Raw genomic sequence first — 12,952 nt, 5'->3', positions numbered from 1 at the left:
GCGTGGTCGAGTGGCGGGTGAAAGGTGAGGGGAGTGTGGAGTCTCGGGCGTCCGGGCGGCGGTATGTCGGATTCCCGTGTATTCACCACGCAGTTTCCGTCGGTAACCCTTAGCGCCCCTGATCAGCGGAGATCGTGAATATGGGATCGTATGTGCGAGCCCGCTGCGGAGGTTCTGCGGCCGAGTCGGAAGGTGATCTGCATGCCCCTCGCGCTGTTCAGGAGGAGCCGGTCCGGACGTGACCCGCGCGGGGCGGGACTGGTGCACCCCGTGCCGCACGGCGCCGGCGCCTTCCACTGCGAGGTGACCGACCCCATGGGGCAGCCGATGTCGGGGGCGGACGTCACCGTGACGGGGGTCGGCAACGGCCGCGTCGCGGCGAAGGCGGCCAGCGACCCGTACGGCCTCGTCTTCCTCACGCTGCCGCCCGGCCGGTACGGCGTCATGATCGCGGCCGACGGCCTCCAGCCCCACCAGCAGACGGTCGACGTCGTCGCCGGTGAGACGCTCCCGCTGACCTCGGTGCAGCTGCACATGGGGCGCCCGCCGGAGCTGCCGCAGCCGGGCACCTGGCTGTTCGACCCGCCGCACACCGCGATCCGGTTCATCGCCAAGCACGTCGGCATGGCGCACGTCCACGGCCGGTTCACCCGCTTCGACGGCGGCATCCAGGTCGCGAACGACATGGCGGACTCGCGCGTCGAGGTGCGGATCGACGCCGCGAGCATCACGACGGGCAACAAGACCCGGGACAACCACCTGCGTTCGGCCGACTTCCTCGACGTCGAGCGCTACCCGTACATCCACTTCTCCTCCGACCGCTTCCTCTACCGCGGCGGCACCAAGTGGACGATCCAGGGCGCGCTGACCATGCACGGGGTGAGCCGCACGGTGGAACTGGACACCGGCTACCTCGGCATGGTCAACGGCGGCTACGCGGAGGAACTGCGCTGCGCGGCCCTCGCCACGGCCGAACTCCACCGCGAGGACTACACGCTGGACTGGCGAAGCATGCTGGCCCGCGGCATCGCGGTGGTCGGACCCACGGTGAAGCTGGAGCTCGACATCCAGGCGATGTACCGCAGCCACGACACACCGACGCCGCCGGAGTAGTCGCCAGGGTCCCCGTCAGGTCACCAGTCGTAGCCGTTCCCGGGCCCGGCCCACGCGTACCGTCTGGCCCCAGGTCAGTTCCAGCGCGTCGCTCTCCACGCCGTCGCCGAAGGCCACCAGGCGGTCGGACTCGACCGTGACGCGCAGGCGGTCGGTGGGGCCGAGGGAGCCCTGGACCTGGGACGTTCCGGTGGCGGGGGAGGGCCAGGCCTCCCGCACGAACCAGAGCAGCCGGGGCTCCGCCGGGCCCGGCAGCGGCAGCGTGCTCGCGTGCTGCTGCCACAGGGAACGCAGCCAGCCGGTGGCGCCGGTCCCGGTGCCGACCAGGACGCCCGAGGAGGCCTGGGGCTCGGGCGTGTGCGTGTCGTCGTCGGGGCCGATCCGGTAGCGCGCCGTCTGGTGCGACGGCGGGCCGAGGTAGATCTCGTTGAGCGCGAGCAGCCGCTGTGTGTCGTCGGCGACCGCCTCCACCATGGTGAGTTCGTCGGCGGACGCCCGGTCGGACACCGCGGCCGGCAGCAGTTTCGCCGCGTCGGCCGCTCGGTGCCGCACCAGAACCCCCGGATTGCGCCCCGGATCCGCGTCGACGCCGACGACCGGCTGGCCCGACAGATACTTGGCCGCGTTCGCGACCAGGCCGTCCTGCCCGACGACGATCACCACGTCCTCCGGGCCGAACAGGAACCGGTCCAGATCCGCCCGCTCGAGACGGGTCCTGCGCCACGCCAGCGGCACGGCCGCCGCGACCTCCGCGAGGGCGCGCACCGTACGGTGATGGCGCTCGGCCACCGCCTCGAGGGAGCGCCCGCGCGAGGAGAGGAAGAAGGCCGCCTGGCCGTGCGTGCCGTGCCGTGCCAGCAACTCCTCGTACTCCGTCCTCCGGTGGACGAGCACCGCGCGCGGGGCCAGCGTCACGACCGCTCACCCCGGTCCTGGCCGAGCCGGGCGAGCAGGCCCGTGAGGACGTCGGGGGAGAGGGTCAGGTTCTCGATCCGCGGCACGTTCTGTGCCAGTTGAGTGGCGGCCAGGGCGTGCAGGGTCGCGGCGTCGACCTCGGAGTGGACCCGCAGCCATGCCTCCTGCGCATGCGCCCGCGCCTCACCGACCGCGCGCGCCGCCTCCGCCTCGCCGCCCGCCAGGCGCACCGCCCGCGCGGCCTCCGCCTCGGCGCGCACCGCGTCCGCCGCCGCGTTCTCCTCGGCCTCGCGGCGCGCGTTCGTGCCGCGCTGCTCCACCAACTGCTCCTCCTGCCGGGCCAGTTCGATACGGCTGCCCAGCTCGTTCTCGGCGATGGCGCGCTCCCGCTCGACCGCCACCGCGCGCCGCTCGTACGTCGCCCGGTCCGCTTCCTGCTGGATCCGCTCCCTCGCCGGCGTGCGCAGCGCCCGCTCCACCTCGGGCTCGGGGCGCAGCGCCACGACGCGTACGGTGACGACCTCCACGCCGGTGGCGGGCAGCCGGGGCTCGGCGGCGAGACCCGCCGCGACCCGTTCGCGCACCGCCGTCACACCGTCGGCGAGGGCCTCCGCGAGCGGGGTGCGCGCCAGGACGTCCAGCGCGTGCTGCTGCGCCGTCTCCGTGAGCAGCGCGGACAGCTGCTCCAGGGGCGTGCCTCGCCAGGCGCCGGTGTCCGGGTCGAGCGAGAAGTCGAGCCGGGCTGCGGCGAGCGCGGGGTCGCTGATGCGGTACGTCACCGAGGCCTGCACGGCGACGTCCTGGAAATCGGCGGTCCGCGCGTGGAACGTGACGGCCAACTCTCGGTCGTCCACGGGGACTTCGGACAGTGCCGCACTCAGCGCCCGGAACCAGAAGCTCAGGCCCGTGCCGTCGTGGGCGAGCGCGCCGCGCTTGTGGTGACGGATGTGGGCGGTGGGCGCGGAGCGCAGGTGGTGCAGTCCGAAGCGGCGCTTGATGTCGGCCATGACAGGAACCCCCTGGTCGTTTTCGTCATAGCGACGGTATGGCGCACCATGAATATAGTCAAGGCGACCATAAAGATTTAGGAAGTCCGGCGGAGGGTTACGGCTTGCGCGCCACCCCCGCGTACAGCGGCACCGGCGAACCGTTCCTGACCTCGTCCACGCCGAGCTTCGCGTGCCAGTCCGGCAGCCACACGATCCCGGGTTCCAGCAGGTCTAGCCCGTCGAAGAAGCGGCCCACCTCCTCGCGCGAGCGCGGTACGAGCGTCACCCCGCCCGCCGCGTACATCGCCACGGCCTCCCTCGTCCGCTCCGGATCGAAGTCGCCGGCGAGCTGTGACAGCACCAGATGGCTCCCCGACGGCAACGCGTCCACCAGAGTGCGTACGAGCTCGTGGGCGCCGTCCGAGTCCGGGACGAAGTGGAGCAGCGCGATGAGTGACAGCGTCACCGGGCGGTCGAACTCCAGGATGTCCGCGGCGAGTTCAAGGATCCTCTCGGGTTCCCGTACGTCCGCCGAGAGGTACTCGGTGCGGCCCTCCGGGGTGCCGCGCAGGAGCGCCCCCGCGTGGGCGAGCACGATCGGGTCGTTGTCCACGTACACGACACGGGCGTCGGGCGCGGCGCCCTGGGCGATGCGGTGGAGGTTGGGCTCGGTGGGGATGCCGCTGCCGATGTCCAGGAACTGGCGCGCCCCGGCCGCCCCGGCGAGATGCCGTGTCGCGCGCTGCATGAACCAGCGGTTGTGCTGGGCCGCGTATTTCGACTGCGGTTCGAGGGCCACGATCTGCCGGCCGAGCTCCTCGTCGACCGGATAGTTGTCCTTGCCGCCCAGGAACCAGTCGTAGACCCGTGCGGGATGGGGCTTGCTGGTGTCGATCCGGTCGGCGGACGGCGGAGTGATCTCCCCCATGCGGCAACTCCCTTGTGAAGAGGCTCGGTTCGGCCAGGTGTCCGATCATCGTGCCTCAGTGGTCGCGGCGGAGGGAGGTGATCGGGAAGGATGGGATCGGCATGGATCAAGGGCGGCGGGCAAGGGTGCGCCGCGCAGGAACGGAGAGGCGACGATGACGCGACCGGACCCCCACACCTCCGGCGACCACCCGACCGCCGGCACCCCCGAGGTGCCCGAGCGGCTCGACATCACCCGGGCCACGCTCGACGACTGGGCCGTCGTCAGCGGCTGGGCGGCGGAAGAGGGCTGGAACCCGGGCCTCGCCGACGCCCGCAGCTTCTTCGCCCAGGATCCCGACGGCTTCTTCATCGGCCGGATCGGCGGCGAGCCGGTCTCCGCTATCTCCGTGGTCAACTACGGCGACGACTACGCCTTCCTCGGCTTCTACCTCGTACGGCCCGACCTGCGCGGCCGCGGCTACGGCATCGCCACCTGGAAGGCGGGTCTCGCGCACGCCGGCAGCAGGACGGTCGGCCTCGACGGCGTCCCCGCCCAGCAGGACAACTACCGCAAGTCCGGCTTCGAGCTCGCCCACGCGACCGTCCGCTACACGGGAGTGCCGGAGGCCCCGCGCCCGGCCCCTGGCGATGTCGCGCCGGGCACCGTCATCCCCGTCGCCGAGGCGGGCGGCCTCAAGTCCATCGCCCTGTACGACAGTGCCTGTTACCCCGCGGAGCGCCCCCGCTTCCTCGCCTCCTGGCTCGCCGGTGACGGGCATCGCGCGCTCGCCCGCGTCGTGGACGGACGGGTCACCGGCTATGGCGTCATCCGCCCGGGCCGCGAGACCTTCCGTGTCGGCCCGCTGTTCGCGGACACCCCGCAGGACGCCCGCGCGCTCTTCGACGCCCTGCTCGCCACGGTCGGCCGGGCCCCGGTCGCCGTGGACGTGCCCGAATCCAACCCGGCCGCCGTAGCGCTCGCCGAGGCGTACGGCCTGACCCCAGGGTTCGCCACGGCCCGCATGTACACCGGCCCCGTCCGGCCGCTCGCCCAGGAAAGGATCTTCGGCGTCACCACCCTCGAACTGGGCTGAAGCGACGTCAAGGCGCCTGGACCGCGGTCATGTCTCGAAAAGATAACTGGGCTAGACCAGTCTTAAGGTGCCGGTCATCTCCGGTACGTCGGCAGGCCATGGCGACCCGCGACGCTCGGGGCGACCAACCACCCGTAGACGGGGGCAGTCGTTTTGGAGGCAATACCGATGGATCGCAGATCGTTCATGGCCACGACCGGGCGCGCGACGCTCGCCGGCGGCGCGCTCGCCGCGACCGGTTCCCTGGTGTCCGCGCCCGTGGCCGACGCCGCACCCGCCGCCGAGCCCGCGGCCCAGCGCCAGGGCGACGGCGGGATCGTGCGGTTCAACATCATCAGTGACATCCAGGGTGACCTGACGGACTTCGGCAAGGCGCTCGACGACCTGCACTCGGTCAACCCCGGCAGCGCGGGCCTCGGCATAGCCGGCGACATCACCCCGCGCGGCTACGACTTCGAGTACGCGGCCGTCCGCCAGACCCTGGACAAGCACCCGCACCCCAAGAACGTGGCGTGGGCCATCGGCAACCACGAGTTCTACGTGCCGAAGTACAGCGACCCGAACACCCTCGCCCAGGCGACCTGGCCCAACGGCACCACCGAGGACTCCCTCTTCCGCAGCTTCTACACGTTCGCGCAGCGGGGCAAGGTCTACTCGGAGACCTCGTTCGGCGGCGTGCCGGTCCTCAGCCTCGGCACCGAGCGCTACTCCCACTACCACGACGCGAAGCTGTGGGACGAGGTGTGGATCAGCGACGAGCAGTTCGCGTGGCTCGAGGACCGGCTCGCGTACTGGGCTCGGCGCCGCCGTCCCGTCATGGTCCTGACCCACCACCCGCTGCCCAACACCGTTTCGGGCACGCACAACAAGCTCTACATGAGCGACTACCTCCAGCCCGACCGGCTCCTGTCGATCCTGGGCCGCCACAAGGACGTGTTCCTGTTCTCCGGGCACACCCACTGGGACCTCAACCTGTCCGACTGGGTGGTGCGCCGCGTCGTCCCCGGCACCGGAAACCTCGAAGGGTTCACGGTCGTCAACACCGCCGCCGTACAGGTCGGGTGGATGGACGACGGCAAGGGCGGCGAGGTCTCGCTCGGCGGCGCCTTCAACCAGGGCCTCCAGGTCGAGGTGGGCCTCCGCTCGGTCGTCATCAAGGCGCGCGACTTCACCACCGGCACATGGCTGAAGCAGCTGACGGTGCCGCTGCACACCTCCGGCTGACCGTTCGCCGGGTGCGGGTGCGGGTGCGGGTGCGGGTGCGGCGTCGGGTCGCTATTCGGTGAACGACCCGTGCCGCCCCGCCCCCGACGCGAACCGCGCGGCCCCCTTCAGGCTCTCCTCCAGCACTGCTGTCCCGTAGCGCAGTTCACCCGCCATGGCTGCCTCCTCGCCCTGGCCCGCCTGGTCCAGAACGGAGGCGCGGTCGCCGCGCATGCACGCCTGAGGGAATCCCGCGATCTGCTCCGCGAGCTCCTCGGCCTCGGCACGCGCCCGGCCCGGCGGCACGAGCCGGTTGGCGAGCCCCATCGCGTAGGCCTCCGGGGCGGGCACCGGGCGGCCCGTCAGGATCAGGTCCATGGCGCGGCTCTCGCCGATGAGCCGCGGCAGTCGCACCGTGCCGCCGTCGATGAGGGGCACGCCCCAGCGCCGGCAGAACACCCCGAACACGGCGTCCTCCTCGGCGACCCGCAGATCGCACCAGAGCGCCAGTTCGAGACCGCCGGCCACCGCGTGCCCGCTCACGGCGGCGATCACCGGCTTGGACAGCCGCAGGCGGGTCGGGCCCATCGGCCCGTCGCCCTCCTCGGCGACCCGGTTGCCGCGCTCCGTGCCGATGGCCTTGAGGTCGGCGCCCGCGCAGAACGTGCCTCCCTCGCCCCAGAGCACCGCCACGCGGGCGGATGCGTCGGCGTCGAACTCCTTGAACGCGGCAGCGAGTTCGGCGGCCGTGGGCCCGTCGACCGCGTTGCGGACCTCGGGGCGGGACAGTACGACCGTGGTGACATGCCCTCGGCGCTCGACGCGGACCGGCATCCCGGGTCCTCCTAAGTGATCGTCATTGAGTGGCGATCACTGTGGCACGTCGGACGCGCCCCTCCCAGGGGGTCCGCGGGCATCGAAAAATCCATCCGTGTTGACCTCAACTTTGCTTGAGGTCTTACCGTCTACTCCATGAGCATGGAGACCACGGCGTGGACGCAGCTGCACAGCGTCATGAACGCCCAGCAGGACACCAGACCTTTCGCCCCCGCCACCCTCCGCCGCATCGCCGCCTTCGCGCGACCGCACCGGCGCCGGATCGCCCAGTTCGTCGTCCTGAGCGTGGTCACCGCGCTGACCGCCGTGGCGACCCCGGTCCTCGCGGGGAGCGTCGTCAACACCATCGTCGCCGGCAAGGACGACGGCAAAGTCGTCCGCCTCGCCCTCCTCATCGCCGTGATCGCGGTCGCGGAGGCGGGCCTCGGCATCCTCGCCCGCTGGCTCTCGGCCAACCTCGGCGAGGGCCTGATCCTCGACCTGCGCACGGCCGTCTTCGACCACGTGCAGCGCATGCCGGTCGCCTTCTTCACGCGGACGCGCACCGGAGCCCTCGTCAGCCGACTCAACAACGATGTGATCGGCGCCCAGAGAGCGTTCAGCAACACGCTCTCCGGCGTCGTCGGCAACGTCGTGACCCTGCTCCTGACCCTCGTCGTCATGCTCACGCTGTCCTGGCAGATCACCCTCCTCGCCCTGGTGCTCCTGCCCGTGTTCGTGGTGCCCGCGCGGCGCATGGGCACGCGCATGGCCCGGCTCCAGCGCGAGGCGGCCGCCCACAACGCGGCCATGGGCACCCGGATGACCGAGCGGTTCTCGGCGCCCGGCGCCACGCTGATCAAGCTGTTCGGCCGACCCGGAGACGAGTCCGCCGAGTTCGCCGCCCGCGCATCCCGCGTCCGCGACATCGGCGTCCGCACGGCCATGGCGCAGTCCGCGTTCATCACCGCCCTCACGCTTGTCTCGGCCCTGGCCCTCGCGCTCGTCTACGGCCTGGGCGGTTACTTCGCCATCGAGGGCACCCTCGACGCGGGCGCCGTCGTCTCCCTCGCCCTGCTCCTCACCCGCCTCTACGCGCCCCTGACCTCCCTGGCCGGGGCCCGCGTCGAGGTCATGAGCGCCCTCGTCAGCTTCGAGCGGGTCTTCGAGGTGCTCGACCTCAAGCCGCTGATCGACGAGAAGCCGGACGCCCGGGAAGTGCCCGAGGGGCCGGTCGCCGTGGAGTTCGAGGACGTCCGCTTCGGCTACCCGTCCGCCGACAAGGTCTCCCTCGCCTCCCTCGAGGAGGTCGCCTCGCTCGACACCCGCGGGGGCGCAGAGGTCCTGCACGGCATCTCGTTCCGCGCCGAACCCGGCCAGACCGTCGCCCTCGTCGGCACCTCCGGAGCCGGCAAGTCGACCGTCGCCCAGCTCATGCCCCGCCTCTACGACACCGACGAGGGCGCCGTACGCATCGGAGGGGTCGACGTCCGCGACCTGACCGCCGTATCCCTGCGCGAGACCCTCGGCATGGTCACCCAGGACGGACACCTCTTCCACGACACGGTCCGCGCCAACCTCCTCCTGGCCAGGCCCGGCGCGAGCGAGGACGACCTGTGGGACGTCCTGCGCCGCTCCCGCCTGGAGGACCTGGTCCACTCACTGCCCGACGGCCTCGACACCGTCGTCGGCGAGCGCGGCTACCGCCTCTCCGGCGGCGAGCGCCAGCGCATGACGATCGCCCGCCTCCTCCTCGCCCGGCAGCGCGTCGTCATCCTCGACGAGGCGACCGCCCACCTGGACAACACGTCCGAAGCAGCCGTGCAGGAAGCGCTCGCCGAGGCGCTCGAAGGCCGTACCGCTGTCGTGATCGCCCACCGCCTGTCCACGATCAGGTCCGCCGACCAGATCCTGGTGGTCGAGGACGGCCACATCGTGGAGCGCGGCACCCACGAGACGCTCCTGGCCGAGGAGGGCCGGTACGCGGAGCTGTACCGCACACAGTTCGCGAACCCGGCGGACGTGGTGGAAGCCGCCTAGGAAATCAGCGAGGAGGAGGGGGTGGCCGCCAGCGGCCACCCCCTCCTCCTCACATACGCCCTGTCCGTCGGGGCTAGTCGGTGCCGGACTCCATCGCGGCGCGGTCCAGGAGCTCGTCGTCCTCGGAGACCTCGCCACGGGAGGCGATGACCTCGGCGCCACCCTCCGGCATCGCGCCGATCAGGCCGGTCGCCGCCGCCTGCGCGGCGCCGATCAGCTCGGGGTGCGTCGTGCCGACGATGCCGAGGCCCGCGTACTGCTCGAGGCGGGCGCGCGAGTCGGCGATGTCGAGGTTGCGCATGGTGAGCTGGCCGATCCGGTCCACCGGGCCGAACGCCGAGTCCTCGGTGCGCTCCATCGACAGCTTGTCCGGGTGGTAGCTGAACGCCGGGCCGGTGGTGTTGAGGATCGAGTAGTCCTCACCGCGCCGCAGCCGCAGCGTCACCTCGCCGGTGACGGCCGAGCCGACCCAGCGCTGGAGCGACTCGCGGACCATCAGCGCCTGCGGGTCCAGCCAGCGGCCCTCGTACATGAGGCGCCCGAGGCGCCGGCCCTCATTGTGGTACTGGGCGAGGGTGTCCTCGTTGTGGATCGCGTTCACGAGACGCTCGTACGCGGCGTGCAGCAGCGCCATGCCCGGGGCCTCGTAGATGCCGCGGCTCTTCGCCTCGATGATCCGGTTCTCGATCTGGTCGGACATGCCCATGCCGTGGCGGCCGCCGATCGCGTTCGCCTCCATGACCAGGTCGACGGCGGAGGCGAACGCCTTGCCGTTGATCGTCACCGGGCGGCCCTGCTCGAAGCCGATCGTCACGTCCTCGGCGGCGATCTCCACCGACGGGTCCCAGAACCGCACGCCCATGATCGGCTGAACGGTCTCGACGCCGGTGTCGAGGTGCTCCAGCGTCTTGGCCTCGTGGGTGGCGCCCCAGATGTTGGCGTCGGTCGAGTACGCCTTCTCCGTGCTGTCGCGGTACGGCAGGTCGTGGGAGACCAGCCACTCCGACATCTCCTTGCGGCCGCCCAGCTCCGTCACGAAGTCGGCGTCGAGCCACGGCTTGTAGATGCGCAGGTGCGGGTTGGCCAGCAGGCCGTAACGGTAGAACCGCTCGATGTCGTTGCCCTTGAACGTCGAGCCGTCGCCCCAGATCTGGACGTTGTCCTCGAGCATCGCCCGTACCAGCAGGGTGCCGGTGACGGCACGGCCCAGCGGCGTCGTGTTGAAGTAGGCGCGGCCGCCCGAGCGGATGTGGAACGCGCCGCACGCGAGCGCGGCCAGGCCCTCCTCCACGAGCGCCGCACGGCAGTCGACCAGGCGCGCGATCTCGGCACCGTAGGTCTTGGCACGGCCGGGCACCGACGCGATGTCGGGCTCGTCGTACTGGCCGATGTCGGCGGTGTAGGTGCACGGGACGGCACCCTTGTCGCGCATCCACGCGACCGCGACGGAGGTGTCGAGGCCGCCCGAGAAGGCGATGCCGACGCGCTCGCCGGCGGGAAGGGAGGTAAGAACCTTAGACATAGGAAGAGTATGCATCCAAGAGAATGATTATGCAAAGGGGGAGGGTCCCTTTGTGACGCCGTCTTCTGTGACGCCTCCCTCATCGTGACCGCGGAGGTGGCGCGGCGCACCGCGGGGCGCCCCGGACTCAGCCCGCGTCCTGGGCTTCCCGCACGATCCCGTACGTGAGCGCCGCGAGGCCGTCGCCGACGGCGCGGGTGTCGACCAGGCGCAGCGACAGCTCGGGGCCCGTCTCGCCGAAGAGGCGCTCGCCGGCCCCCAGCACGACCGGGTGGACGATCAGCCGCAGCTCGTCGGCCAGACCGTGCTCGAGCAGGGTGCGCACGAGCCGGCGGCTGGCATAGACGACGATGTCCCCGTCCAGCTCCTCCTTCAGCTTCGAGACCGCGTCGACCACCTCGCCGTCGAGGACCGTGGAGTTGTTCCACTCGGGGTCGACGAGGGTCGAGGACACGACGTACTTGGGCAGGGCGTTCAGCCGCTCCGCCCACGCGCCGGTCCGGGACGGCCACCGGGCCGCGAACCACTCGTAGGTCCGCCGGCCGAGCAGCAGTGCCTGCGTGGCGAGTGCCTCGTCGAACTCGACCTTGGTCCACTCCACCCGGTCCCTGTCCGCCATCCGGTCGAACCAGCCCCCGCGCCTGAAGCCCTCGTCGCCGGTCGGGTCCTGGACGACCCCGTCGAGCGAGACGTTCTCGCTGATCACGATTTTTCCCATGTGGCTCTCCCTCGGTACGGGCTAGTGTCGGGGCGGCGAGCAACTCAAGAGGAGTGGCGAGCAACCCAAGGAGTGAGGCATGCCCGGTCGTACGCGCACGCTGTGACGCCGCAGGCCATGATCGGCCCGTCATCGCGTGCTGCCCTTGTCACGTGGCACAGCGAGCTCTCTCCTGCCTGAACGCCGGTGCGCCTTCCGCGCGTCCGGTGGCGGGCCTCGTCGTCCTCACCACAAGGGATCGCTGTGCCCTCCACGTCCTCCGCTTCGTCTGCGTCTCCTGATTCCTCCGGTGTCTCCGCGGGACCCGCTTCCGGCCGACCCGCTTCCCCCAGCCTGTGGCGGGACCCCGACTTCCGCCGACTCTGGGTGGGCCAGACGGTCTCCCAACTCGGCGAACACACCACTCTGGTGGTGCTGCCGCTCTGTGCCGTGCTGACGCTCGGCGCCGGCGCCGGTGAGCTCGGCGTCCTGCGCGCGGTCGGCCAGGCGCCGGTCCTGCTGCTCTCGCTCCTGGTGGGCGCGTGGGTGGACAGATGGCGCACCCGCACGGTGATGGTGCTGGCGGACATGGGCCGGGCCCTGGCCCTGGGCGCCGCCGCCGCGGCAGGGCTCCTCGGCGCGCTCGGCCTGCCCGCTCTGCTCGTGACCGCCTTCGCCGTCGGGACCCTCTCCGTGTTCTTCGACGTCGCCTACCAGGCCTCTCTCGTACGGCTCGCAGCACGCGATCAGCTGGTGCGGGGCAACAGCGCGCTGGAGGGCAGCCGCTCCGCAGCCCAGATCGCCGGCCCCGCACTCGGCGGGGCGCTGGTCTCCCTCCTGACGGCGCCGATCGCCGCCGCGTCCGGCGCCCTCCTCTTCGCGCTGTCGTTCCTGTCGATCCGACGGATCCGCCGCGACGAGCCGGTCCAAGAGCCCCTGCGAGAGCGATCGGATCGACGAGAACTCCAGGAGCCCGCTCAACCGTCCTCGCAACGCCCCCCGAGGGTCTGGCGGCGGATCCGCGAGGGCCTCAGCTTCGTCACCGGCGACACCTCGCTGCGGGCCGTGTGCCTCGCCTCGGCCGCCTTCCAGTTCTCGCTGGCGGCGACGATGACCGTCTATCTGCTCTTCCTGCCACGGGAACTGCACCTGTCCGGCACGGAGGTCGGTCTCGCGCTCGCGGCCACGGGGCCGGGTGCGCTCCTCGGCTCGCTGCTGGCCGCCCGCCTGCCGGGCCGGTTCGGACACGGCGTGGTGCTCGTGTCCGCGGCGGCACTCGGGGACGGCGCGTTCCTGTTCGTGCCCGCGCTGCACGGGTCCTCCGCGGGTACGGTCATCGCCCTCGTCGCGGTCAGCCTCGTGTTCGGGACCTTCGGCCAGTTGGTGAACGTCACCGTGATGGGTGTCCGGCAGGCCCTGACCCCGGACGGCATGCAGGGCCGGGCAGCGGCGACCATCACCTTCGTCGGCATGGGCCTGACCCCGCTCGGCTCCCTGGTCGGCGGATTCCTCGCGGCCGAGTGGGGGCTGCGCCTCAGCCTCGCGGTGACGGCGGCGGGGATGCTGCTGTCACCGCTGCTGATGGCGCTGTCCCCGCTGGCCCGCCTGGGACGGACGCTTCCGGCCCCCCGGCCTCGTGGGGACTGATGCTGCC

General features: G+C 71.6%; 11 protein-coding genes. 5 read left to right on the top strand and 6 right to left on the bottom strand.

Annotation, left to right across the window (positions count from 1 at the left end):
* Nucleotides 1–201: 201 nt before the first annotated feature.
* Nucleotides 202–1,113 carry a YceI family protein gene (locus tag ACFC96_RS04945; RefSeq protein ID WP_376254662.1) on the top strand — a complete coding sequence of 304 codons (912 nt, stop codon included), beginning with the start codon at nucleotides 202–204 and terminating at the stop codon, nucleotides 1,111–1,113.
* A 15-nt stretch (nucleotides 1,114–1,128) separates the two neighbouring features.
* Here ACFC96_RS04945 and ACFC96_RS04940 read toward each other — a convergent pair whose 3' ends face one another.
* The 3 genes from ACFC96_RS04940 to ACFC96_RS04930 form a co-directional block, all read right to left on the bottom strand.
* Nucleotides 1,129–2,028, bottom strand: a complete 900-nt coding sequence (locus ACFC96_RS04940; RefSeq protein ID WP_376610266.1) for a hypothetical protein — start codon at nucleotides 2,026–2,028, stop codon at nucleotides 1,129–1,131.
* On the bottom strand, nucleotides 2,025–3,035 hold the full coding sequence (locus ACFC96_RS04935; RefSeq protein ID WP_340457515.1) for an SPFH domain-containing protein: 1,011 nt from the start codon (nucleotides 3,033–3,035) through the stop codon (nucleotides 2,025–2,027). The genes ACFC96_RS04940 and ACFC96_RS04935 overlap by 4 nt, the downstream gene beginning before the upstream one ends.
* 97 nt (nucleotides 3,036–3,132) lie before the next feature.
* Nucleotides 3,133–3,945 carry an SAM-dependent methyltransferase gene (locus tag ACFC96_RS04930; protein ID WP_376610264.1) on the bottom strand — a complete coding sequence of 271 codons (813 nt, stop codon included), beginning with the start codon at nucleotides 3,943–3,945 and terminating at the stop codon, nucleotides 3,133–3,135.
* Between the two features lie 154 nt (nucleotides 3,946–4,099).
* Between ACFC96_RS04930 and ACFC96_RS04925 the strand changes: the two genes are divergently transcribed.
* Nucleotides 4,100–5,020 carry a GNAT family N-acetyltransferase gene (locus ACFC96_RS04925; RefSeq protein ID WP_376610262.1) on the top strand — a complete coding sequence of 307 codons (921 nt, stop codon included), beginning with the start codon at nucleotides 4,100–4,102 and terminating at the stop codon, nucleotides 5,018–5,020.
* Between the two features lie 168 nt (nucleotides 5,021–5,188).
* On the top strand, nucleotides 5,189–6,244 hold the full coding sequence (locus tag ACFC96_RS04920; protein ID WP_376610260.1) for a metallophosphoesterase family protein: 1,056 nt from the start codon (nucleotides 5,189–5,191) through the stop codon (nucleotides 6,242–6,244).
* A 51-nt stretch (nucleotides 6,245–6,295) separates the two neighbouring features.
* On the opposite strand, the gene ACFC96_RS04915 is transcribed toward ACFC96_RS04920, so the two are convergent.
* Entirely contained in the window at nucleotides 6,296–7,057 is a 762-nt protein-coding gene (locus tag ACFC96_RS04915) for a crotonase/enoyl-CoA hydratase family protein (protein ID WP_340457510.1), read from the bottom strand.
* Nucleotides 7,058–7,195: 138 nt separating this feature from the next.
* Between ACFC96_RS04915 and ACFC96_RS04910 the strand changes: the two genes are divergently transcribed.
* The gene (locus ACFC96_RS04910) at nucleotides 7,196–9,079 is read left to right on the top strand and encodes an ABC transporter ATP-binding protein (RefSeq protein ID WP_340457509.1); all 1,884 of its coding nucleotides are present in this window, start codon (nucleotides 7,196–7,198) and stop codon (nucleotides 9,077–9,079) included.
* A 73-nt stretch (nucleotides 9,080–9,152) separates the two neighbouring features.
* Here the strand turns inward: ACFC96_RS04910 and argG are convergent, their stop codons facing one another.
* Together argG and ACFC96_RS04900 are read right to left on the bottom strand one after the other, a co-directional pair.
* On the bottom strand, nucleotides 9,153–10,601 hold the full coding sequence (gene argG / locus ACFC96_RS04905) for an argininosuccinate synthase (protein ID WP_116506170.1): 1,449 nt from the start codon (nucleotides 10,599–10,601) through the stop codon (nucleotides 9,153–9,155).
* Between the two features lie 127 nt (nucleotides 10,602–10,728).
* A complete protein-coding gene (locus ACFC96_RS04900; protein WP_376610258.1) occupies nucleotides 10,729–11,319 on the bottom strand; it encodes a dihydrofolate reductase family protein in 591 nt (196 codons plus the stop codon).
* A gap of 243 nt (nucleotides 11,320–11,562) precedes the next feature.
* Between ACFC96_RS04900 and ACFC96_RS04895 the strand changes: the two genes are divergently transcribed.
* Complete coding sequence (locus ACFC96_RS04895) at nucleotides 11,563–12,945, top strand: MFS transporter (RefSeq protein ID WP_376610256.1); 1,383 nt, start codon at nucleotides 11,563–11,565, stop codon at nucleotides 12,943–12,945.
* The last annotated feature ends 7 nt before the right edge of the window (nucleotides 12,946–12,952 follow it).

It is taken from the genome of Streptomyces sp. NPDC055955 (genome assembly GCF_042270245.1).
GTDB lineage: Bacteria > Actinomycetota > Actinomycetes > Streptomycetales > Streptomycetaceae > Streptomyces.
Note: the sequence above shows the minus strand (reverse complement) of the source record. Positions and strands in the feature narration are given on the sequence as shown.

Excerpts from the sequence above, each read along its gene's own strand:
- ACFC96_RS04945 (WP_376254662.1), top strand. The coding sequence starts at position 202 with ATGCCCCTCGCGCTGTTCAGGAGGAGCCGGTCCGGACGTGACCCGCGC.
- ACFC96_RS04935 (WP_340457515.1), bottom strand. The coding sequence starts at position 3,035 with ATGGCCGACATCAAGCGCCGCTTCGGACTGCACCACCTGCGCTCCGCG.
- ACFC96_RS04930 (WP_376610264.1), bottom strand. The coding sequence starts at position 3,945 with ATGGGGGAGATCACTCCGCCGTCCGCCGACCGGATCGACACCAGCAAG.
- ACFC96_RS04925 (WP_376610262.1), top strand. The coding sequence starts at position 4,100 with ATGACGCGACCGGACCCCCACACCTCCGGCGACCACCCGACCGCCGGC.
- ACFC96_RS04920 (WP_376610260.1), top strand. The coding sequence starts at position 5,189 with ATGGATCGCAGATCGTTCATGGCCACGACCGGGCGCGCGACGCTCGCC.
- ACFC96_RS04915 (WP_340457510.1), bottom strand. The coding sequence starts at position 7,057 with ATGCCGGTCCGCGTCGAGCGCCGAGGGCATGTCACCACGGTCGTACTG.
- ACFC96_RS04910 (WP_340457509.1), top strand. The coding sequence starts at position 7,196 with ATGAGCATGGAGACCACGGCGTGGACGCAGCTGCACAGCGTCATGAAC.
- argG (WP_116506170.1), bottom strand. The coding sequence starts at position 10,601 with ATGTCTAAGGTTCTTACCTCCCTTCCCGCCGGCGAGCGCGTCGGCATC.
- ACFC96_RS04900 (WP_376610258.1), bottom strand. The coding sequence starts at position 11,319 with ATGGGAAAAATCGTGATCAGCGAGAACGTCTCGCTCGACGGGGTCGTC.